The organism is Flavobacterium amylolyticum (genome assembly GCF_048284335.1).
Lineage (GTDB): Bacteria > Bacteroidota > Bacteroidia > Flavobacteriales > Flavobacteriaceae > Flavobacterium.
Map to the genome: position 1 here is coordinate 434915 of NZ_JBLVPG010000003.1, position 23086 is coordinate 458000.

Below are 23086 nucleotides of genomic sequence, written 5' to 3' on the forward strand. Positions count from 1 at the left end.
CAATGAAAACAGACGCATTTGCATTAAGACACATTGGCCCAAGAGAAGATGATTTAGAACACATGTTGAAGACAATTGGCGCTGGATCGCTGGATCAATTGATTGATGAAACTATTCCAAGTGACATTCGTTTAAAATCTGATTTAGATTTAGAACCTGCAATGACGGAATATGAGTTTGCAAATCACATCCAAAAATTAGGAAATAAAAATAAAGTTTTTCAATCGTATATTGGCCTAGGGTATAATGCGGCCATTATCCCTGCGGTTATCCAAAGAAATGTATTTGAAAACCCGGGATGGTACACTGCCTACACACCGTATCAAGCCGAAATTGCGCAAGGTCGGTTAGAAGCGATTTTGAATTTTCAAACGATGGTTATCGAATTAACCGGAATGGAAATTGCTAACGCATCCTTATTAGACGAAGGAACTGCTGCGGCTGAAGCAATGGCATTACTTTTTGATGTACGCTCCCGGGATCAAAAGAAAAACAACACCAATAAATTCTTCGTTTCCGAAGAAATATTACCCCAAACATTATCTGTTTTACAAACACGTTCTACACCAATTGGAGTTGAATTAGTAATTGGAAACCATGAAGAATTCGATTTTTCTTCGGAATATTATGGAGCAATACTTCAATATCCGGGGAAATTTGGACAAGTTCATGATTATGCCGCATTTATTGCGAAAGCAGCTGAAAACGAAATAAAAGTAGCTGTCGCAGCTGATATTATGAGTTTAGTAAAACTGACTCCTCCTGGAGAAATGGGCGCTGCAGTTGTTCTTGGAACGACACAACGTTTTGGAATTCCGTTAGGTTATGGCGGTCCACACGCTGCTTATTTTGCTACAAAAGACGAATACAAAAGAAGCATGCCGGGAAGAATCATCGGTGTTACTGTTGATACAGACGGAAACCGTGCCTTGCGCATGGCGTTACAAACCCGTGAGCAACACATTAAACGGGACAAAGCCACTTCAAATATCTGTACTGCACAAGTATTGTTGTCAGTTATGGCTGGAATGTACAGTGTGTATCACGGACCAAAGGGATTACAATATATCGCTAATAAAGTACATGCTTCGGCAGTTACATTGGCAAACGCATTAGAAAAATCAGGTTTGCAACAAACGAACACGGCTTTCTTTGACACTATTGTAGTAAAGGCTGATGCCAAAAAAGTAAAAGCGATTGCTGAAGAAAACGAAATTAACTTTTATTATATTGATGACAATACGATTTCAATTTCTATAAACGAAACAACAAGTATTACCGATTTAAATAAAATTATTGCTGTTTTCGCTTCTGCAAATGGTACTCCCGTAAACACCATTGAAAGTTTATCAGAAACCAACCATTTCCCGGAACACTTAAACAGAACATCACCATTCTTGCAACATGATGTTTTCAATAAGTACCATTCAGAAACCGCATTGATGCGTTACATCAAAATGTTAGAACGAAAAGATTTGGCTTTGAATCACTCAATGATCTCTCTTGGATCCTGTACGATGAAACTAAACGCCGCTTCAGAAATGCTACCTTTGAGTATGCCGCAATGGAACAACATTCACCCGTTTGCCCCATTAGATCAAGCGCAAGGATACCAAGAAATGTTGGCTAAATTAGAACAACAATTAAATGTTATTACAGGCTTTGCAGGAACAACATTACAACCTAATTCTGGAGCACAAGGAGAATATGCAGGATTAATGGTTATTCGTGCGTACCACCATTCAAGAGGAGACCACCACAGAAACATTGCGTTAATTCCATCATCGGCTCACGGAACAAATCCAGCTTCAGCAGCAATGGCTGGAATGAAAGTTGTGGTTACTAAAACATTAGAAAATGGAAATATTGACGTGGACGATTTACGTGAAAAAGCTATTTTACACAAAGACAATCTTTCTTGTTTGATGGTAACATACCCTTCAACGCATGGCGTTTTTGAAAGTGCGATTAAAGAAATCACACAATTGATTCACGATAACGGCGGGCAAGTATATATGGATGGTGCAAATATGAATGCACAAGTTGGACTAACAAATCCGGCAACTATTGGTGCAGATGTTTGTCACTTGAACTTACATAAAACATTTGCTATTCCTCATGGAGGTGGTGGACCAGGTGTAGGACCAATATGTGTTGCACCACAATTAGTACCATTTTTACCTACTAATCCTGTAATCCAAACTGGAGGTACAACTGCCATAACAGCTATTTCTGCTGCACCATGGGGATCTGCATTAGTTTGCTTGATATCCTATGGCTACATCTGTATGCTTGGTGCTGAAGGTGTGAAAAAATCCACTGAATATGCAATTTTAAACGCCAACTACATTAAGGAGAAACTAAGCGGTCATTTCGATACGTTATATTCCGGAGAAATGGGACGTGCTGCACACGAAATGATCTTAGAATGCCGTCCATTTAAAGAAAAAGGGATTGAAGTAACTGATATTGCAAAACGTTTGATGGATTATGGATTTCATGCTCCTACCGTTTCGTTCCCAGTAGCAGGAACTCTAATGATTGAACCTACAGAAAGTGAAAACCTAGAAGAGTTAGATCGTTTTTGTGACGCTATGATAGCGATCCGAAAAGAAATTGAAACTGCCACTTTAGACAATCCAAATAATGTATTGAAAAATGCTCCGCATACGTTGATGATGGTCACTGCAGATGGTTGGAATTTCCCATACACTCGTGAACAAGCTGCCTTTCCTTTAGAATACATTGCTGAAAATAAATTCTGGCCCACCGTTCGCAGAGCAGATGAAGCCTATGGCGACAGAAACTTAGTCTGTTCCTGTGCTCCTATTGAAGCTTACATGGAAAGTTAAATCACTCCAAAATGTCTCGAGAAATCGGGACATTTTTTTTACAATAAAAAAAAGATACCTATAGAAAGTTTTAATCAAAAAATATAAAATCAATATTTTTTATTTCTTATTTCAATAATTATGAAATAAAATTCATAACAAAACTTTAAATTTATATAGAAATAATCAATATTTTTGCCAATAAACTACTATTCCACAATTATATGCATGCATAGTAAATATTGTGAGTGTAGTAATTTTATAATGTTTAAATTAGCCCCAAATTTGGAAATTAACGCAATGAAAATAAAAATAACTGGAATAGGAAGTTATATTCCTGAAAAAAAAATTAGCAATACTGATTTTGGCTCACATGTTTTTTTAAATGAAGATGGCACCGCCTTTGGGTATCCAAACGAAGTAGTCATTACAAAATTTAAAAGCATTACCGGTATCGAACACAGGCGCTACGCAGAAGACCATTTAACCTCCTCTGACTTGGCTTTTTTTGCCTCTCAAAAAGCAATAAATAATGCTGGAATCGATCCGGAAACAATTGATTATATCATTTTCGCTCATAACTTTGGTGATGTGAAGTACGGAACAACTCAATCAGATATGCTACCAAGCTTAGCAACACGAGTTAAAAACAAACTACAAATAAAAAACCCTAAATGTGTAGCCTACGATATTCTTTTTGGATGTCCAGGATGGATAGAAGGTGTTCTTCAAGCCAATGCTTTCATTAAATCAGGTATGGCAAAAAAATGTCTAGTGATTGGTTCCGAAACACTTTCAAGAGTAGTTGATGCGCATGACAGAGATTCCATGATCTATTCGGATGGTGCTGGTGCTTCTATTATTGAAGCTTCAAACGATGAAACAGGATTATTATCCTATGAAAGTGCAACATATGCCAATGACGAAGCCAACTATTTATTCTTTGGAAAATCCTACAACCCTGATTTAGATCCTGACACACGCTACATAAAAATGTACGGGCGCAAAATATATGAATTCGCATTAAATCAAGTTCCTGCTGCTATGAAAAGCTGTTTAGACAAAAGCGGACTGGGCATTGACGATGTCAAAAAAATTCTTATACATCAAGCCAACGAGAAAATGGACGAAGCGATAATTCACCGTTTCTACAAGTTATATGACAGATCTGTCCCTAAAGACATTATGCCTATGAGTATTCATGAGTTGGGAAACAGCAGCGTAGCAACCGTGCCTACCCTTTTTGATTTATTAGTCCGTGGTCAAATCGAGAATCAAGAGATACACAAAGGAGATGTTATGATTTTCGCTTCGGTTGGAGCAGGAATGAATATAAACGCTTTTGTATACCGGTATTAATCAATTCAAGGAATTAAGCAATCAATAGCTAAATAAGGCTGTTCATAACAATTCCTCATTACAAAACTTGTTCTTCAAGGTGCCAGAAAGCTTCTTTTGGTCGCTTTTTTCACCTTGAAAAACAACTTTTTTGAAGCTCCACTAGTTCCACTTCCTTCCGGGCTAAAAAACAAGGAACAAAAAAACATTTATCACTATATTTGTGCCTTGGTCCCTTGTGGTAAAATCAAAAAAACATGTACGAAAAAACGTTTCCCAATAAAAGATTCAAACATACCCTAGAATTTTTAAAAAAACACATCTCAACTTCAGAAACCATATTAGATTTAGGTGTTGAAAATCCTTTCACTAAAATCATGAAATCAGAAGGATTTACCGTTACTAACACAACTGGTGAAGATTTAGACAAAGACCAATCCGTATTTTTAAATGAGAAAAAAGATATAGTAACCGCTTTCGAGATTTTTGAACATTTATTAAATCCTTATACCATTTTAAGCGAAATAAAATCAGATAAACTTTTCATATCCATTCCACTACGGTTGTGGTTTTCACCTGCATACCGCAGCAAAACCGATATGTGGGACAGGCATTATCATGAATTTGAAGATTGGCAACTTGATTGGCTTTTAGAAAAAACGGGTTGGGAAATAATAGACAAACAAAAATGGACCAATCCCGTAAGGAAATTTGGTATTCGACCTTTACTTAGAAAATTTACCCCAAGATACTACATCGTTTACGCTGAAAAAATAAAATAATGGAGTATTACATTGTCATTCCCGCTCACAACGAAGAAGCCTTTATTGCTTTGACTTTACAATCCTTAATTTCGCAAACTGTTCAACCTAAAAAAGTAGTTGTCGTTAATGATAATTCAACAGACAAAACGGCCCAGATAGTAATAGCTTTCGCTAAAGATAATCCTTTTATCTCTTTAGTAAACAAAACTTCTAGCGCGATACATCTGCCAGGAAGCAAAGTGATTCAAGCATTTCATAAAGGCTTCGAAACACTAGATGAAGAGTATGATGTTATTGTAAAATTAGATGCTGACTTAATTCTACCTCACAATTATTTCGAAACTATTCTAAGTCTCTTTGAGAGAGATCCTATGATAGGCATGGCCGGTGGGTTTGCCTATATCGAAAAAAACGGCGAATGGATTCTAGAAAACTTAACCGACAAAGACCATATTCGGGGTGCATTTAAAGCATACAGAAAAGCATGTTTCCAACAAATAGGCAATTTAAAACCAGCTATGGGTTGGGATACCCTTGATGAATTACTCTCAAAATTTTATGGATGGAAGGTCGTTACTGATGCTTCATTAATCGTAAAACATTTGAAACCCACTGGAGCAAATTACAACAAAACAGCCCGTTACAAACAAGGAGAGGCTTTTTATACTTTAGGATACGGACTTTTAATTACCACAATAGCTTCGGCAAAACTGGCAATGATGAAAAAAAAACCGTTACTTTTCATAGATTACATCAAGGGTTTTTGGAAGGCTAAAGCTGCTAATATTCCTTTATTAGTAAACACCGAACAAGCAAAATTCATTCGTCAATACCGTTTAAAGAAAATGAAAAAAAAGCTTTTTTAGCTCCGATAATCAAAAAACTGCGGAGTCAAAAGGCATAACTGATAACTATTTTTGTAATTTAGCCCTTATTCACAAAACTATGATGCTCATTCGCTATATCACGCAAATTGGAAGATACTTTTTAATGCTAAAAGAAATTTTCAACAAACAGACAAAATGGTCTGTAATGAAAAAACTAATTTTCAAAGAAATTGATGATTTAGTTATTAGCTCTCTAGGTATTGTGGCGTTCATTTCCTTCTTTGTTGGAGGTGTTGTAGCCATTCAAACCGCACTTAACCTGACAAACCCTTTAATTCCAAAATATCTTATTGGTTTCGCCACACGACAATCAGTAATACTAGAATTTGCTCCCACTTTCATTTCTGTGATTATGGCTGGAAAAATGGGCTCTTTTATCACGTCAAGTATAGGCACAATGAGGGTGACAGAACAAATAGATGCGCTGGAAGTAATGGGCGTTAATTCCTTAAATTACCTGGTTTTTCCAAAAATAATTGCTTTGTTATTATACCCATTCCTGATTGGTATTGCAATGTTTCTGGGAGTTTTAGGTGGCTGGATGGCTGGCGTTTACGGCGGTTTTATCTCTAGCGCGGAATTTATCAATGGCACTCAAATGGATTTCATTCCGTTTCACATAGTGTATGCTTTTATAAAAACATTGATTTTCGCCATGTTATTAGCAACTATCCCTTCTTTTCACGGATATTACATGAAAGGTGGCGCGCTTGAGGTGGGTAAAGCCAGTACGGTGTCCTTTGTATGGACATCAGTTTCGATAATACTTTTCAATTATATATTAACACAGTTGTTACTAGGATCATGATAGAAGTAAAAAACGTAGAAAAATCATTCGGTGGTATCAAAATTCTTAAAGGCATCTCGACGGTTTTTGAAACCGGAAAAACAAATTTAATTATTGGTCAAAGCGGATCTGGAAAAACCGTTTTACTTAAAAGTCTTTTAGGAATTCATACTCCTGAGTCTGGAACAATCTCCTTTGACGGGCGAATTTATTCTGAATTAAATCCGGATGAAAAACGCGATTTGCGAACTGAAATAGGAATGGTTTTTCAAGGAAGCGCACTGTTTGATTCAATGACTGTTGCCGAGAACGTGGGTTTCCCTTTAAAAATGTTCACTAAAGACAATAATTCAAAAATCCAGCAACGTGTAGATTTCGTGTTAAAAAGAGTAAACCTTACAGATGCACATAAAAAACTACCTTCAGAAATTTCAGGAGGAATGCAAAAAAGGGTCGCTATTGCCCGCGCAATTGTAAACAATCCAAAATACTTGTTTTGTGATGAACCGAATTCTGGCTTAGATCCTAATACGGCCATATTAATCGATAATCTTATTAAAGAGATCACAGAAGAATACAATATCACGACCGTAATAAATACACATGATATGAATTCAGTGATGGAGATAGGAGAGAAGATTTTATTCTTAAAAGATGGTTTAAAAGCTTGGGAAGGAAGTAAAGATGAAATTTTCAGAACTGACAATGAAGCAGTAGTCGCTTTTGTGTATTCTTCTAATTTATTCAAAAAAGTACGAGAAGCGTATCTGAAAGAGTAAAGACTAACTTGATTTCAACAGCTCTACCTCTGCATTTGGATTAAATAAATACGTTTTCCCTGAACTCATTTCAAGGCATTCAAAACGCTTGGTTCTGACGGCTATTTTCTTGAAAATCTTTCCGTTTTGGATTCGAAAAACACTACCGTACGGAATTTCGAATACATAATTCTTATCGTTTTGCTGGTCAAATTGTTTCAAAGCTAATGCTAAAGTTGCATCGGTATCGCTACTTGCGGTTGGATTTTTGAAATGTCGAGCTAACAACGGCAACAAGTGATTCGGAAAAATTTCTGGCCGGATGTATGGAATCATAAGCCGTTGAAAAGAATATTTCCATTCGTTTCCATGTGGCTTAATATTTCTTCCAAATTTTTCGAAAGCGACCAAATGCGAAATTTCATGAATCAACGTAATCAAAAACTTGTATTTATTCAGATTTGAATTCACTGTGATTTCATGCTTTCCGCTCAATCCTTTTCGATAATCCCCATGACGCGTCTGCCGCTCGTTAACAATCTTAAGATGCACATGATGTGCAACAATAAGTTCAAAAACCGGTTTAACCGCATGTTCAGGGATGTATCTGGATAAGGTTTCGCTCAAAGTAGTTATGAGTTAAGGATTGGTAGAAGAAACTTGCAAGACTTTGCCGTTGAAATATTTATTTCCAGTCAACGTAAAATCACAAATATAATTGGCCATTTCACCTGCTGATATTGGTGCTTGATAGCCCGGAAAAGCTTCTGCCAGCATTTCTGTTTGGACTGAACCCAAAGCTAAAACATTAAACGAAATACCACGCTCCTTATATTCTTCTGCTAATAATTCTGACAACGTAATCACGGCTCCTTTACTCGAACTATAAGCCGCCAATCCAGCAAATTTCAAACTTCCCTGAATTCCGCCCATAGAACTTATCGTTACTACGTGACTTCCTTTTTGTAAATAAGGCAAACAAATTCGGGTTAAATTAGCAACTCCAAACACATTTACTTTATAGATACTTTCAAAATCTTCCTGAGTCGTCTCAGAAAAAGGTTTTAGCAATAAACTGCCTGCGTTATGAATGATGGCATCTATTTGTTTCCAAGACTTGGAAAGAAAACCGCTGACTTTGTCTAATTCTGATTCATTTGATAGATCAACTGAAAGACAGCTAATGTTTTTATTACCCAATAAAGCTTGTGGAATTTTTCTGGAAATGGCTAATACTTGATGTCCTGCTTCGGCAAATTGCAATGCCAACTCAAATCCAATCCCTCGACTCGTTCCTGTGATAATGATATTTTTCATGAAACAAAAATAAACAAAAATCATAAAGGAAAAATGCTTTAGACTAAGGATTATTTGTAATATTAAAAACAAACAATATAATAATTTTACTTATTTTTGGCACAGAAAATGAAAAGTTAAATGACCAGAAAATGACAGAAAACATACAATTTGAAATCGCAAATTTAATTGATATTAAAGGAGTGTTAGCGTTGCAGGAATTGTATCTTGTTATTAATTTATCAGAAGAAGAAAAAATATCCGGATTTGTTACTACTCCATTTACGTCAGAACAACTAACCCAAGTTATTCAAAAAGATGAATTATTTCTTGCAAAAGACAACAATAAAATCATTGCTTACATTTTTACAGGAAGTTGGGATTTTTTCAAACAATGGCCCATTTTTAATTATATGAGCTCCTTGTTTCCCGATTTAACTTTCTTAGATTTTGAAATTACCACAACCAAGAGTTTTCAATATGGTCCCATTTGCATTCACAAAGAATATAGAGGAAAAGGATTAATATCCTCCCTTTTTGAGTTTATGAGAACGAACATGATCCACAAATATCCATTAGGCTTAACTTTCATCAATAAAATTAATATTCCGTCAGCGAAAGCTCATACTGAAAAACTAAAATGGATCATTATTGGTGATTTTCAATTCAATTCTAATGACTATTATATTTTGGCTTATGACATGACTCAGGCCGTTCCTTAGACTATTTAACCATTGTAATTTCTTGTGTTGGCGTGTTTGCCATTTGTGTTACAGCAGGTAATAATTCCTGAATAAAGGATGTCATGTGCGAAATATCCATCGCTTTGAAATCATCGTAAACATGATGGTAAAATTCAAAATTTTCAAAATCAAAGGTACTCACTGATTGGCAGGGCACCTTAAAAACATCATAAAAGGAGAAGTTATCTGATCTGTAAAACAATTTATATTCAGCTTCTTTTGGAAGAAAACCTATCGTGTTTTTCCCAGTATATTGATTGATTTTACCCGCCATATTGGATTTGTCAAAACCAGTAATATATGCTAAATATTCTCTTTTCATTGGCACACCAATCATTTCAATATTGAGCTGGGCGTACAATTTAAAATCTTGTGCTTTCAGTTTTTTGGCCAAATGTTTAGACCCTAACAACCCTTTTTCCTCTCCGGCAAAAAACACGAAAAGAATGCTCCGTTTGTTATTTTCAGTTAAACTAAAATATTTCGCCATCTCAGCAACTGCAGTTGTTCCTGATGCATCATCATTGGCGCCGTTGTTTATGAAGTCACCACTCACCCCTTTTTTATCCAAGCCAATATGATCGTAATGAGCGCTTAGAATAATAAATTCATTTTTAAGTATTGGATCATTCCCTTCAATAAAACCTACAATATTGAAAGCGGGTTCTTTGAAAGTTGACAACGTATCCCGATACGATTTAAAATAGGGCTTTACATTGTTATTTTTGAAAAACTGTTCCAAGTAATCCGCGGCCTTAACCATTCCTGCTTTTCCTGTCTCTCTACCTTCTAACTCATCCGAAGCTAAATATTTCAATGTTTCAGCAACATCATTTTCTTTAACCTTATATGTTACAGTTCCGATTTTTAATGGTGCTACATTAGCTGTTTGAGCAATGATTGTTGAAGTTGATAAACAACTAATGACAATCAAAGAAAGAGATAAAAATATTTTTTTCATGATTATTGAGATTTATTTAGCTTAAAAATATATTAGACATTTATAATTTTGGCTTATTCCGATAATAGTTCTTGTAAACTTTACCCATTTGAACAACAGCTAAAATCACAAAAAAACAGGGAATTAATACCGGCATTACATATTTTGAAAAGCTTGTAGTATTTCTAGACAACGTGTTTAAAATTAAAATCAAAGTTAGCATCCCAAAAAATGTACCTAATAAAGTCCCTGCAATATAATATTGTTTTGTATTATTTCCAATAGAAATATAATTCCCATTCATCAAATAGAGATTCCAACCAGTCCAAAATGGCAATTGAATAAAATTGATACCATTCAAAATCACACCAATAAGGAAAGGAGAGTACAATGCGTATTTCTCTAAAATACCTTGTTGCCCCATTGTAAGATTAGAATTAGCATAAAAAGAATATCCTAAAAGCAACAAAAAGAAAACAGCAAAAAAATCAATAATCCTCATTAATTTTTTATTGTTGACCAATTGCTTTGCAAAAATTAAAGTAAAATAAATCACAAACATTTCCACAAATAGAACTCCTAATAGAAAAAATATCAAACAGTTTATTCCTAGTTTTGAATAAATTTCAAAACCAACAACGTTTAAATACCCCAACGGAATTGATCCGACAAAACTCACTAAAAAACCAACAAAAAAATTCTTTAATGCCCTCATCTTCTTAAAAATTTACAATTTTATTGCTTTGTTCGAGATGCATTCTGTATTCTTTCATACCGTCTTTATGCCGTAAATATGGCACTCCATTTTTATGATTTGCCACACTTATTTCATACATATAAGTTATGTGACGGGCTAGTTCTTTCCAAGCAAAAAACAAAGAGTGTTTGGGGTCATAAATGTGTGTTGGCTCACTTGCAGCGCCATTCAACTCCACAACTGAAAAATTCAAACCGTGTTCCAATTCTTCCATGGTATTGTACATGACATCCATTCTCCCAAAGTAGAAACCTGGGATTTGTAAACACATTTCGTTAATTGTTTGTGTCAATTTTGGCGTTATCCAATGACTTCCATCAATAAATTTTGCACCGCGAGCATGGTTTCCATAGGGCACCAAATTCAACTTTTCTCCTTTTGGAAGAATATTAAATAGTTCATGTCCGTATTCCGCTTTCAAGACTTTTAATTGTAGTTCGTATCGAGGATTTTTTTTAATCAATTCTTCTACAGTCGAGAATCCGTTTCCAGTAATAATCAGAAATTCTTTAGAAACAATTCCAGTAATTCTACCAGCTTTTTCATGCGGATAGCGAACATAAAATATTCCAACTTCATTCTGATACGGAATTAAATCCTGGACTACAAAATTAAAATTAGCTTTTTTTACATATCCTTTTAAATCGGTCACGGTATTAATTTTCTTAACTCCTGATCCTCGCAGTCCAACATCAGGTTTTGCAATAAAAGGATATTTTATTTTTGCTTTGTCAATACTATCTAAAATATCTTCAAGAGCCGTTCCCGCTTTTATTAATTCCGTTTTTGGATAATAGTGTTGCGGTATCAAATTGTAAATTTCTTTTTTAGATTCCATCATAAATCCTCCATTTTTTATGGTGGGATTAGAAGCATTGAAGAAGAAAATTGACTTTGCTTTAATAGAATAATAGGACCATAAAAAATAAATAGGAATATAAACAATCTGGAAAGGCCAATATTCCCAATGTGTAATTTTATAATAAAATAGTTTAATTCGCCTGTTCGTCATAAGTAGGGTCAATGTGTGCGTATTAAAGAGTAATAAAGGAAGTAGTATATTCCTGTTGAGCAATCAAATCATAATGCAATATAGCTACTTTATTTTTTTCAATTACCGATTGAGTAATACTTAATGTTTTCATCTCGTCATTTCTATTGATCACTAAACCATTTTCATCATTTCCTTTTTCAGTATAGCGATGAAAATCGTACATCTTTGATTCAGAAACTTGAAAATTGTCATCCATGAAAGTATGAAACCAGTTTACACGTTTTTCACGAATCGCTGATGGATATAACGTTGATGATGACCAAATATGGTTTTGATGAACGTCTAATAATATTGTTGTTTTCTCTTTTCCGTTCCATCGCAATTGAAAAAGAGCATTGTTTTGAAATAAAACTAACGTAAAAGGTTCAATGTTTTCCAAATCAATTTCTGTCCAGAAATCCTTCGGTGAAATACTGCTGATCATCTCTAAGACAATCAAACCTCGGCTTTTTCGATACGGAAGTTTGACTTCGTGCTTTTCGTCAGCTCCATTTAACAGCACCAAAATGGTTCCGTCTGCATTAGCTACAAACCAAGTTCCTCCTGCTTTTGGGTCCTTTGGGAAAATAAGATTTTTCCCGTTTACAGTATAATTTTTAGGGGGTATTGCACTCGGCCTTATTGTTTTTTCATCCCGATTGGAAGTAATGATAATTTTACCATTCGTTGCTACAAAACTTACTGTGCACATTGATTTCTATATTCTATTGTAGACCGGGCAACTCCAAAATTAGGATCAATTGTAACTGTTTCACATTGTAAAATAGCTACTTTTATAAGCGCTTGATGATGAATACAATGTTCTAAATTATAGAGTAATTCTCGGAAATAATTGCTTTCAATACGAATTTCCTCTCCATCAATGACTTGAAGCAATTCAATACTTTTATTTTTTTTATCTAAATTCTGTTGAACCGTTACAATGTTTTCAATAGCAAAAGCAGTATCTGTTTGAATTCGAATGTTTCGTTCTCTTTTATCATAATTTACAATACCTAAATCATATTGATTTTCTAAACACTGAAACATCTCTATAATATGTCTGGTATGCTCTCCAATAGTTGCATCACTTAATTCTACGCAAGAATTTGAATATTCTTTTTGCGACAATTGATTCAGCAAATCAATTAATTCATTTAAACTATTATTTATAGAAGGTAGTAGCATATTTAAGTTTTAATTCAAGAAATTCATTACTCTCGTTTTATCTTTATAAACTAAAGTAACACAACAAAGAAAGGTAATTAGTGCTAAAATAAAAAGTGTGCCACCATCATTTTTCACTGCAATACCAAGGACGAACAAATGAGCAAAAATCGCACCAAGCATAACGCCGCAACCCAATATAGCCCCAAACAGCCTAGTACTTGGTATTAAAATAAAAATCACTGTCATTAATTCCACTATTCCGGTACCAATTCTTCCGTAAGGTTCAATTCCCAAAGCAGCAAAAATAAATACGGATTCGTCACTAGCCGTAAATTTGAAATACAACGTTTGCACTAAAATTACCGCAACTGTGAGTCTCATTATCCAGAAAAACAAAAATGTTTTCATGATACTGCTTTTACTTTAACTCTTTTATTCCAGTTAACATCTGCTTTACTCATCAATCCAGATTCATTTTTATTCCAACTTTTCAAAGTGTTATTAAAATAAGCATTGTAAAACAAATACAATTTTCCATTACTGATTTTAAAGGTCTCCGGATTTATGGGAACCTTCTCATTAGAATCGCCCATTGCAAACGCACACCAACCCCCATATTGAGGCTCATATTTTGAAGGATTCTTCAAAAAGTATTCTTTATTTACTTGCAATGAAAAATAATACACCACCCCTTCATACAATACTGATATATCTTTCTTTCCCTTAACTGCTTTTCCCTGTTTAAAATAAGCCACAGGATCATATCCTTGAATAGCCTCGTTTTTTTCAAGGTTGAAATGAATCACTCGTTTATTGTCCTTTTGCGAAAAGCCTGAAAAAGTAACTAATAGAAATAAAATCAACAACATTTTTTTCATTGTTACTTATTTAAAGATTTAGCCACGGCAATTAACAATTCGTTTGATATCCTGTTTTTATAATTTGGAGTAATGTGTTCAAACTCTATTTCAGCGTTCACATTTAAAATTAACACTGCAGGAACAGGTAAAAAAGAATTATTTGCACCTTCAGAACCTTTTGCTATGACAGCCTTATAATTTTCTGGTGCTTGAAAAGCAATTCCTACACCCCTGGCTAATTCGCCTTTACTATCCGATAATAACAAATAATTTAATTTCTCTTTATCATCTGTTACTTTCAGACTTTTTGGAGCATCCGGACTTATAGCAATAATTTGATATCCTAAATCTAATAATTCTTTTTCGGCTTCTGCCAGCGCAGCTAAATGAATGTTACAATACGGGCACCAACCACCACGATAAAAAACTAAAATGGTTCTTTTTTTTGCAATTAATTCGGTTAAATTCACCTCTTTATTTTCAACAGATTTTAAAATAACATCCGGAATTTTTTCACCAATAAGTAATGGTGCAATTTCTGAAGCTGATTTTGGCAAATTATTTTGAGCATTTACTGATATTCCCAAAGCTAATAAAGCCAAATAAATTATTTTTTTCATGGTGTTACATTTTTAAGTTGTAAAGCTACTGTGTAATATCGAGATGATATGTCGGCTATGTTACAGTTTAACTAAAATAACTATAATTTACTAACATCCGGTATGACAATTTCTTTCCTGCTGTAAATAATAGTACCATTCGTTTCCATTTCATTGATCAATTGTGTTGCCGTTTGTCTCGAAGTACAGATAATTTGTGCAATATCATTTTGGGTTAAGTAGTTTTCAATTACAACTTTATTCGCTACTTGTTTGCCTTCTTTTTCAGCCCAATCTTTTAGGAACTGAAACAATCTGGTTCTGGCGTCTTTAGAAATCAAATTAGAATAACTGTTCTTAATGCGTTTCATCTTTAAGCCTACGAACTTAGTGTAGGACAACGCCAGACTTGGATTTCGTAACAATAAATCTTCAAAATCTGACATCAAAAAACTACAAATAGCTACATCATCGGATAGCACTTTTGCATATTCATTAGATTGATTATCAACATCTAAAGCTAACTCTCCAAACAAATCTCCTTTTTGAATAATGTCTTTAATCGTTTCATTTCCATCTTCATCGACCGCAACAATTTTTATATTCCCTTTTTTTAAAAGAAAAATTCTCGGCAAATCCGACGTAGAAAAATAGATAATTTCGCCTTTCTGTGCTTTTTTAAAACCAGTAATAATGCACAATTGTCTTATTTGTCCAAAACTCAACGTCCTAAATAATTTGTGATCGCGCAAATACCAATATTTTAAATCCTCGTACATAAAATTCTTTTCGTAAATGTATTGAAAAAACGAGTAAAAAAACAAAACCCTTTCAAATCAGAACTTGAAAGGGTTTGTAAAATATTATATAATATATTTATGAAACCAATGTTCTTGAAATTACAATTCTTTGTATTTCAGAAGTTCCTTCATAAATTTGAGTAATTTTAGCATCACGCATCATACGCTCTACATGATATTCAGCCACATATCCATTCCCACCGTGAATTTGAACAGCTTCAATTGTAGTATCCATAGCCGTTTGTGAAGCAAATAACTTAGCCATAGCACCCGATTGTGAGATATCTTTCCCTTCATCTTTTTCAGATGCTGCTTTGAGAACTAGCATTTTTGCAGCCATAATTTGAGTGGCCATATCTGCTAATTTAAAAGCGATCGCTTGGTGTTTAAAAATTTCTTTTCCAAAAGCTTTTCTTTCTTGAGAATATTTCAACGCCAATTCATACGCACCGGTTGCTATTCCTAATGCTTGAGAAGCGATACCTATTCGTCCGCCGTTCAAAACTGACATCGCAAAATTAAACCCAAAACCATCTTCTCCAATTCGGTTTTCTTTAGGAACTTTAACGTCCGTAAACATTAATGAATGCGTATCTGAACCCCGAATTCCCATTTTCTTTTCTTTGGGGCCTATATCAAATCCAGCCCATCCTTTTTCAACGATGAAAGCATTGATTCCTTTGTGTCCTTTTTCAATATCTGTTTGAGCGATTATAATATAGGTAGATGCCGAAGAACCATTGGTTATCCAGTTTTTAGTCCCATTCAATAAATAATGATCTCCTTTATCCAGAGCCGTTGTTTTTTGAGAAGTTGCATCGGAACCCGCTTCTGGTTCTGATAAACAAAAAGCACCAATTACCTCTCCTTTTGCAAGAGGAACCAAATACTTCATTTTTTGTTCTTCATTACAATATTTTTCAATCCCCGCACAAACTAATGAATTATTTACTGACATAATTACCGCAGCAGATGCATCCACTTTTGAAATTTCTGTCATGGCTAAAACATACGAAATACTATCTAAACCTGATCCACCATATTTTGGATCCACCATCATCCCCATGAAACCCAATTCGGCCATCATCTTCACTTGTTCAGTTGGAAACTTCGAATGTTCATCTCTTTCAATAACTCCTGCTAACAATTCGGCATTTGCAAAATCACGTGCTGCCTGTTGAATCATTAAGTGCTCTTCGGTTAGATTAAAATCCATATTTTTATAGTAAATTAAATGTTCTTAAATTTGAGGACAAAAGTAATTATTAAAAACTAGTTTTCAAACGATTTCGTAAATTTAGCCAATGTTTAAAGAAAAGTATATTATAATAGGAATCATGTCTGGAACTTCTCTAGACGGAGTAGATTTAGCACATATTGTCTTTACTGTCAAAAACAACAAATGGGACTTCCAAATTCTGGAATCCGAAACCATATCTTATGCTGTTGATTGGTTAAACAAATTAAAAAAAGCAGTTGATTTTTCTCAAGATAAACTCGAAAAATTAAACCAAGACTACACGCAACTCCTAGCTGTTATTATCTCTAACTTTATCGAAAAGCACAAAATAAAAAACCTTGATGCCGTTTGTTCCCACGGACATACTATTTTACATCAACCACAAAACGGATTGACACTTCAAATTGGTAATCTACCCGAAATCGCTTCTTTAATTAACCAAACTGTCGTTTGTGATTTTAGAGTTCAAGATGTACAACTTGGTGGTCAGGGTGCCCCTTTAGTCCCTGTTGGCGACAAAATATTATTTTCTGAATATGAGTACTGCATGAATTTAGGCGGTTTTTCGAATGTTTCGTTTGAGCAAGAAAAGAAACGAATCGCCTTTGACATTTCGCCTGTAAATACTGTTTTAAATTTTTACGCCAATCAATTGGGATTGGATTATGATGACAGAGGTAGTATTTCAAGAACTGGAAGTTGTAACGAAGATTTATTAAATGAATTAAATGCTTTGGATTTCTACCAAAAGAAACACCCTAAATCATTGGGTTTTGAGTTTGTAAAAGAAACTGTTTTACCTATTATCGAAAAATATTCTATTCCCATTGAAGACAAATTACACACTTTTACTGAACATATAGCTATTCAAATTGCGCTGGCATTACCTATAAAAAAAGGCAGTATACTTATAACTGGCGGTGGCGCATATAATGATTTTCTGATAGAGCGCATCCAATATCATTTACTGGAAATGAAAATTATTATTCCATCAACTAAAATTTTGGAATTCAAAGAAGCATTGATTTTTGCATTGCTTGGTGTTTTAAAATTACGCGGAGAAATCAATGTTTTGAGTAGTGTTACAGGCGCAAAGAAAGATCATAGTTCCGGAATTATTTATTCACCAAAATAAAATTAAAAATAGATAATTCACATTATTCTATTTTTTATATTTGCCAAAATTAAACATATCGCAACAAATGAAAGATTTATTAAAGAAATTCGAAAATAAAGAACCTGAAATAGTTTTCCATTGGAAAGATGCAGAAACAGAAGCTGAAGGATGGACAGTCATCAATTCGCTACGCGGTGGTGCTGCCGGTGGTGGTACTCGCATGAGAAAAGGGTTAGATATGAATGAAGTTTTGTCGCTAGCAAAAACTATGGAAGTAAAATTTTCGGTTTCAGGGCCTGCCATTGGCGGTGCTAAATCTGGTATTAATTTTGACCCGAGTGATCCAAGAAAAAAAGGCGTTTTACAACGTTGGTATAAAGCCGTTTCTCCATTATTGAAAAGCTACTACGGAACTGGTGGTGATTTGAATGTGGATGAAATTCACGAAGTTATTCCTATGACGGAAGAATGTGGTGTATGGCACCCACAAGAAGGTGTTTTTAACGGTCATTTCAAACCTACCGAAGCGGATAAAATCAATAGAATTGGGCAATTACGCCAAGGTGTCGTTAAAGTGATCGAAAACCCAAGATTCTCTCCTGATGTTTCTAGAAAATATACTGTTGCTGACATGATAACCGGTTATGGTGTTGCCGAAGCCGTTCGCAATTATTACACGATTTATGGTGGTGATGTAAAAGGTAAGAAAGCCATTGTACAAGGTTTTGGGAATGTAGGTTCTGCTGCCGCATTTTACTTAGCCGAAATGGGTGCTAAAGTAATTGGTATTATCGACAGAGACGGAGGATTAATTAATGAAGAAGGATTCACTTTTGAAGAAATAAGAGCCTTGTTTCTTGCCAAAGACGGAAACAAACTGGTGGCCGAAAACATGATTCCTTTTGAAGAAATCAATCAAAAAATATGGACAATTGGCGCTGAAATATTCACTCCATGTGCCGCTTCTCGATTGGTAACTCAATCTCAAATTGACAGCTTGATTGCCAATGGTCTTGAAGTAATTTCTTGTGGTGCGAATGTACCTTTTGCTGATGCAGCAATCTTTTTTGGACCTATTATGGAAGATGTAGATCATAAAGTAAGTTTGATTCCTGACTTTATCTCTAATTGTGGGATGGCTCGTGTTTTTGCTTACTTTATGGAAAAGAAAGTGCAAATGACGGATGAAGCTATTTTCCAAGACACATCGGAAATTATTAAAAAAGCAATTGAAAAAGCACACGCTTTAAATCCAAGCAAAACAAATATCAGTGCCACTGCTTTTGAAATTGCACTGAAGCAGCTTACTTAAAATAAAATAGTATTCTTTCTATTTATCGGAACTGGGATTAAGCAGATTTTATAATCTGTTTAATCCCTTTTATCATTTCTGTTCTAGGTGCAGTATTCTTATTTATATTCCAGCAGTGGCTTTTTACTCTTAACAATTTTTAGTACTTTTCAACGTTTTTTAGTAATACACTTTTTAAAATTTAAAATACAAATGAGTTCCACCATTTCATCAGATCAAAAGAAATCCTTAGCACTATCCATTCTTTTGTACGCGACAATGTTGTTGATTTTATTTTTTATCCGATTTTGGCCACCTGCAAACATGGATGAACTTGCTGGAGGCGGAGGTGGCGTTACGGTTAATTTTGGCGACAGCGATCTAGGTTCTGGAGTTAATTACAAAAGCGAAGTTTTAGAGGTAAAAAACCAAACCAAACAAACTCCGTTAAAATCAACTCCAGACGAAGCTATTTTATCTCAAGAAAACAGTACTGAAGAAAGTGTTGTGATTCCGACAAAAGAAAAAACTAAAAAACCAATAGTGGTCATAAAAGAAGTAACGAAACCTGTGGTTGTAAAACCTAAAGTTTCTAATAATACCAATGATGCCTTATCCAGTATTCTAAGAGGTTCTAATAAAGGTGGCGATGGCGATGATAAAACCGCCGGAAATAAAGGAAAGACTAATGGAAGCTTGAGTTCTAGCGGTTATTATGGAACGGGAGGTTCCGGAGGCGGAACAGGTGGTGGAAATGGCACTGGAACCGGAATAGGTACTGGCAGTGGCTATGGTTCTGGAAGCGGTGGCGGAACAGGAAGCGGTTCGGGTGGTGGCATTGGATATTCGTTAGGAAACAGAAAAGCAGTTTCTAAACCCGCACCAAAATACACGTGTAATGAACAAGGTAAAGTTGTTGTTGAAGTATCGGTAGACAGAACAGGAAGAACTGTAAACGCCGTTGCTGGAGTTAAGGGAACAACTAATACTGCAAAATGCTTATTAGACCAAGCTCGAATTGCCGCTATGAACACGAGATGGGATGCCAGCAGCGATGCACCGGAAAAACAAGTTGGTAAAATTGTTTACAATTTCAATTTGAATTAAATTACACAATCCTAAATAAAAAATGCCTCGAACTATTCGAGGCATTTTTTTTATTTTAAAATCAAAATACAGAAAGCTTAACCTGTGCGATTGCTTCGTGAAAACCCGCAATTACATTTACTTTGGACTGGTAGCAATCACAAATTTCAGATTGTTTTTGACTCCTATTTGCAACACGTCAACTAAATCTTGTACTTGCAAATTGAATGGAATGCGAACAATAACTGTTTGATCCTTCTCCGTATTCATTTTTGACATCAAAGCTGTCTCTAGTTCTTCAAAGGAAACTACTTGCTTGTCAATATAGAACTTTTTATCCTCAGTAACAGATAAACTAATATATTGCTTGTTTGTTTTCTCATTGGATTTTGCTTTTGGCAATGTCATTTTGATCACATTAGGATTTGCCAACGTTGATATAATCAAGAAAAACAACAACAAGAAAAACATAATATCACTTAATGACGAAGTAGCCACCTCGGCATGAAATCTCCTTTTTCGTTTTATAGACATATTATGATCTTTGAATAATATTTACAAACTCTAATATTTGTTTTTGAATTTTTAAAGCAAAATTATCAATCTTACCGTTTAATAAATGATACCCGCTATAGGCAATAATACCAACGATTAATCCAGCGCCACTACTGATCATTTTCTCATACAATCCTCCAGAGATATTACCAATACTGATGTTTTCAGTTACCGAAATACTGTAAAATATTTTAATAACTCCAGAAATAGTTCCAATAAATCCTAGTGTAGGGGCAATTCCGGCAATAAGTCCCAAATGTCCTAAATGCTTTTCCATACCTCCTATTTCAATATCTGCTGCTCGATCCATATTGGATTCAATTTCAATAATAGGTCTCCCGATAACCAGAATTCCTTCTTTTACTATATTTCCTGAAGCTGTATTGTTTCTTTCTGCGATAGATCGCGCCAAATCAAGATTCCCTGAATTTAGATTATCGCGTACATCACGCATCAAAAGAGTATCAATTTTCGATGCTTTACTGATATACAAATACCGCTCAATAATCAGATAAAAGGTATAAAATAATAGTATCCCAATCGGAATTAACCACACACCACCTTTTAAAAGAAATCCTAAAGTGGATATTTCGGTATTTGGAGCAATTTTTTCAATAACTACGTTTGAAGCAGCGTTGGCAATGGTGTCGGCCTGTAATTGTATAAAACTAAACATATAATATTATTGTATTTTAATCATTAATTCTAAAAATTATTTCAATTTTGCACTAAAGATACTTTTCGATGTACTATTAAACTAAAAAAAACGAAAAATATTTTAAACAACCCTATTTTATTACTAAAATGAACTATCAGCAAACCATAAATTGGATGTTTAATCAGCTACCGATGTACCAACTTCAGGGCGCTTCAGCCTATAAAAAAGATTTAACCAACGCGCATTTATTATTAGCTCATCTTGAAAATCCACAAGATAAAATAAAATGCATTCATGTTGCGGGAACTAATGGAAAAGGATCTACATCACATATGTTAGCATCCATACTTCATGAAGCCGGTTATAAAGTGGGATTGTACACTTCCCCACATTTAAAAGATTTTCGGGAACGTATGAAAATTAACGGAAAGGAAATTTCTGAAAAATTTGTCATTGATTTCATCAAGGACCACCAGAACTTTTTTGAATCAAACGATATGAGTTTTTTCGAAATGACCGTGGGGCTAGCTTTCGATTATTTCTACAAAGAAAAAGTAGATATTGCCATTATAGAAGTGGGAATGGGCGGAAGATTAGACGCCACCAATATTATTACGCCATTAGTTTCGGTAATTACCAATATAGGATTGGATCATATACAATTTTTGGGCAACACACTAGAAGCTATCGCTTTTGAAAAAGCGGGTATCATAAAACCCAATATCCCTGTAGTAATTGGAGAATACACCACTAAGACCAAGCCTGTTTTTATGGCCAAAGCCAAAGAATGCAGTTCGGAAATCTATTTTGCTTCCGATTTAATTTCAGAAAACCATCCCTCAGATTTGATTGGGGATTATCAGATGCACAACAAGAAAACAGTTTTACAGACTATTGCTGTTTTAAATAACCAAAATAAATTTAAAATTACTCCAGAAAATATAAAATCAGGATTCGTACGAGTTGTAATAAATACTGGCCTTCAAGGCAGATGGCAACAGATAAATGAATTTCCTAAAGTTATTTGCGACACCGCACACAACAAAAACGGGCTGGAAATTGTTTTACAACAAATACAAAAAGAAGATTTTGACGCTTTACATATTGTCTTAGGAGTAGTAAACGACAAAGATTTAAATGAAATCTTACCTTTATTCCCTAAAAATGCCAAATATTATTTTTGCAAACCAAATATTCCTCGCGGATTGGATGTGCAAATTCTAAAACAAAAAGCAGCCTCTTTTGAACTAAAAGGAGAAGTATACAATTCTGTTTCAGAAGCTTATAAAAGAGCAATTGAAAACGCTGGGAAATCTGATTTTATATACATTGGCGGAAGCACCTTTGTAGTAGCAGAAATTTTATAATTTTTTTGATTTTTACTTGCAAATCTAGAAAAGTGATGTATATTTGCACACGCAATAACGGAAACGAAAGTGACCAAATTGTATAGGGCGATTAGCTCAGCTGGTTCAGAGCACCTCGTTTACACCGAGGGGGTCGGGGGTTCGAACCCCTCATCGCCCACAGATAACTCCATTAGAAATAATGGAGTTTTTTTATGCTTTAGATTTTC

25 protein-coding genes and 1 tRNA gene are annotated in these 23086 nt (G+C 34.6%); 12 read left to right on the plus strand and 14 right to left on the minus strand.

Going from position 1 to position 23086, the window contains the following annotated elements; all coding sequences use genetic code 11:
• The first annotated feature begins 2 nt into the window (after positions 1-2).
• The 6 genes from gcvP to ACNQF9_RS12910 all read left to right on the plus strand — a co-directional run bounded on the left by gcvP (position 3) and on the right by ACNQF9_RS12910 (position 7386).
• Positions 3-2852 carry an aminomethyl-transferring glycine dehydrogenase gene (gene gcvP, locus ACNQF9_RS12885; protein WP_417990336.1) on the plus strand — a complete coding sequence of 950 codons (2850 nt, stop codon included), beginning with the start codon at positions 3-5 and terminating at the stop codon, positions 2850-2852.
• Between the two features lie 279 nt (positions 2853-3131).
• A complete protein-coding gene (locus ACNQF9_RS12890; RefSeq protein ID WP_417961154.1) occupies positions 3132-4190 on the plus strand; it encodes a 3-oxoacyl-ACP synthase III family protein in 1059 nt (352 codons plus the stop codon).
• A gap of 236 nt (positions 4191-4426) precedes the next feature.
• A complete protein-coding gene (locus ACNQF9_RS12895; RefSeq protein ID WP_417961156.1) occupies positions 4427-4951 on the plus strand; it encodes a class I SAM-dependent methyltransferase in 525 nt (174 codons plus the stop codon).
• Complete coding sequence (locus tag ACNQF9_RS12900) at positions 4951-5799, plus strand: glycosyltransferase family 2 protein (RefSeq protein WP_417961158.1); 849 nt, start codon at positions 4951-4953, stop codon at positions 5797-5799. The genes ACNQF9_RS12895 and ACNQF9_RS12900 overlap by 1 nt, the downstream gene beginning before the upstream one ends.
• Before the next feature lie 79 nt (positions 5800-5878).
• Complete coding sequence (locus tag ACNQF9_RS12905; RefSeq protein WP_417961160.1) at positions 5879-6628, plus strand: MlaE family ABC transporter permease; 750 nt, start codon at positions 5879-5881, stop codon at positions 6626-6628.
• Positions 6625-7386 (plus strand): ABC transporter ATP-binding protein, encoded by a 762-nt coding sequence (locus ACNQF9_RS12910; protein WP_417961162.1) that lies wholly within the window; start codon positions 6625-6627, stop codon positions 7384-7386. The genes ACNQF9_RS12905 and ACNQF9_RS12910 overlap by 4 nt, the downstream gene beginning before the upstream one ends.
• Positions 7387-7389: 3 nt before the next feature.
• Here ACNQF9_RS12910 and ACNQF9_RS12915 read toward each other — a convergent pair whose 3' ends face one another.
• Together ACNQF9_RS12915 and ACNQF9_RS12920 are read right to left on the minus strand one after the other, a co-directional pair.
• Positions 7390-7992 (minus strand): SprT-like domain-containing protein, encoded by a 603-nt coding sequence (locus ACNQF9_RS12915; RefSeq protein ID WP_417961164.1) that lies wholly within the window; start codon positions 7990-7992, stop codon positions 7390-7392.
• 12 nt (positions 7993-8004) lie between these two features.
• Positions 8005-8682 carry an SDR family NAD(P)-dependent oxidoreductase gene (locus tag ACNQF9_RS12920; RefSeq protein ID WP_417961166.1) on the minus strand — a complete coding sequence of 226 codons (678 nt, stop codon included), beginning with the start codon at positions 8680-8682 and terminating at the stop codon, positions 8005-8007.
• Positions 8683-8813: 131 nt separating this feature from the next.
• Between ACNQF9_RS12920 and ACNQF9_RS12925 the strand changes: the two genes are divergently transcribed.
• Positions 8814-9383: a GNAT family acetyltransferase gene (locus ACNQF9_RS12925; RefSeq protein ID WP_417961168.1), complete on the plus strand. Its 570-nt coding sequence runs from the start codon at positions 8814-8816 to the stop codon at positions 9381-9383.
• Between the two features lies 1 nt (position 9384).
• On the opposite strand, the gene ACNQF9_RS12930 is transcribed toward ACNQF9_RS12925, so the two are convergent.
• The 10 genes from ACNQF9_RS12930 to ACNQF9_RS12975 all read right to left on the minus strand — a co-directional run bounded on the left by ACNQF9_RS12930 (position 9385) and on the right by ACNQF9_RS12975 (position 16779).
• Positions 9385-10365 carry a M28 family peptidase gene (locus ACNQF9_RS12930; protein WP_417961170.1) on the minus strand — a complete coding sequence of 327 codons (981 nt, stop codon included), beginning with the start codon at positions 10363-10365 and terminating at the stop codon, positions 9385-9387.
• Positions 10366-10405: 40 nt separating this feature from the next.
• Positions 10406-11059, minus strand: coding sequence for a hypothetical protein (locus tag ACNQF9_RS12935; protein WP_417961172.1), 654 nt, complete (start codon positions 11057-11059; stop codon positions 10406-10408).
• Between the two features lie 4 nt (positions 11060-11063).
• Entirely contained in the window at positions 11064-12113 is a 1050-nt protein-coding gene (locus tag ACNQF9_RS12940; protein ID WP_417990337.1) for an ATP-grasp domain-containing protein, read from the minus strand.
• Positions 12114-12135: 22 nt separating this feature from the next.
• Positions 12136-12846, minus strand: a complete 711-nt coding sequence (locus ACNQF9_RS12945) for an NRDE family protein (RefSeq protein ID WP_417990338.1) — start codon at positions 12844-12846, stop codon at positions 12136-12138.
• Positions 12834-13322 (minus strand): DinB family protein, encoded by a 489-nt coding sequence (locus ACNQF9_RS12950; RefSeq protein ID WP_417961178.1) that lies wholly within the window; start codon positions 13320-13322, stop codon positions 12834-12836. The genes ACNQF9_RS12945 and ACNQF9_RS12950 overlap by 13 nt, the downstream gene beginning before the upstream one ends.
• A 9-nt stretch (positions 13323-13331) precedes the next feature.
• Positions 13332-13712 (minus strand): DoxX family protein, encoded by a 381-nt coding sequence (locus ACNQF9_RS12955; RefSeq protein WP_417961180.1) that lies wholly within the window; start codon positions 13710-13712, stop codon positions 13332-13334.
• Entirely contained in the window at positions 13709-14182 is a 474-nt protein-coding gene (locus ACNQF9_RS12960; protein ID WP_417990339.1) for a YHS domain-containing (seleno)protein, read from the minus strand. Before ACNQF9_RS12960 ends, ACNQF9_RS12955 begins: the two co-directional genes overlap by 4 nt.
• Before the next feature lie 2 nt (positions 14183-14184).
• Positions 14185-14784, minus strand: a complete 600-nt coding sequence (locus ACNQF9_RS12965) for a peroxiredoxin-like family protein (protein WP_417961184.1) — start codon at positions 14782-14784, stop codon at positions 14185-14187.
• 80 nt (positions 14785-14864) lie between these two features.
• Positions 14865-15542 (minus strand): Crp/Fnr family transcriptional regulator, encoded by a 678-nt coding sequence (locus ACNQF9_RS12970; protein ID WP_417990340.1) that lies wholly within the window; start codon positions 15540-15542, stop codon positions 14865-14867.
• A 97-nt stretch (positions 15543-15639) separates the two neighbouring features.
• Positions 15640-16779 (minus strand): acyl-CoA dehydrogenase family protein, encoded by a 1140-nt coding sequence (locus ACNQF9_RS12975; RefSeq protein ID WP_417961188.1) that lies wholly within the window; start codon positions 16777-16779, stop codon positions 15640-15642.
• Positions 16780-16867: 88 nt separating this feature from the next.
• Here ACNQF9_RS12975 and ACNQF9_RS12980 point away from each other — a divergent pair, with 88 nt between their 5' ends.
• The 3 genes from ACNQF9_RS12980 (at position 16868) to ACNQF9_RS12990 (ending at position 20318) form a co-directional block, all read left to right on the plus strand.
• A complete protein-coding gene (locus ACNQF9_RS12980) occupies positions 16868-17938 on the plus strand; it encodes an anhydro-N-acetylmuramic acid kinase (protein WP_417990341.1) in 1071 nt (356 codons plus the stop codon).
• 67 nt (positions 17939-18005) lie between these two features.
• The gene (locus ACNQF9_RS12985) at positions 18006-19232 is read left to right on the plus strand and encodes a Glu/Leu/Phe/Val dehydrogenase dimerization domain-containing protein (protein ID WP_417961192.1); all 1227 of its coding nucleotides are present in this window, start codon (positions 18006-18008) and stop codon (positions 19230-19232) included.
• 192 nt (positions 19233-19424) lie between these two features.
• A complete protein-coding gene (locus ACNQF9_RS12990) occupies positions 19425-20318 on the plus strand; it encodes an energy transducer TonB (RefSeq protein WP_417990342.1) in 894 nt (297 codons plus the stop codon).
• Positions 20319-20435: 117 nt separating this feature from the next.
• On the opposite strand, the gene ACNQF9_RS12995 is transcribed toward ACNQF9_RS12990, so the two are convergent.
• Together ACNQF9_RS12995 and ACNQF9_RS13000 are read right to left on the minus strand one after the other, a co-directional pair.
• Positions 20436-20831 (minus strand): ExbD/TolR family protein, encoded by a 396-nt coding sequence (locus tag ACNQF9_RS12995; RefSeq protein WP_417961196.1) that lies wholly within the window; start codon positions 20829-20831, stop codon positions 20436-20438.
• A gap of 1 nt (position 20832) precedes the next feature.
• Positions 20833-21528, minus strand: a complete 696-nt coding sequence (locus tag ACNQF9_RS13000; protein WP_417961198.1) for a MotA/TolQ/ExbB proton channel family protein — start codon at positions 21526-21528, stop codon at positions 20833-20835.
• A gap of 128 nt (positions 21529-21656) precedes the next feature.
• Between ACNQF9_RS13000 and ACNQF9_RS13005 the strand changes: the two genes are divergently transcribed.
• Both ACNQF9_RS13005 and ACNQF9_RS13010 read left to right on the plus strand, forming a co-directional pair.
• Complete coding sequence (locus tag ACNQF9_RS13005; protein WP_417990343.1) at positions 21657-22877, plus strand: bifunctional folylpolyglutamate synthase/dihydrofolate synthase; 1221 nt, start codon at positions 21657-21659, stop codon at positions 22875-22877.
• An 85-nt stretch (positions 22878-22962) separates the two neighbouring features.
• Positions 22963-23037: transfer RNA gene (locus ACNQF9_RS13010), tRNA-Val, on the plus strand.
• Positions 23038-23086 lie beyond the last annotated feature (49 nt).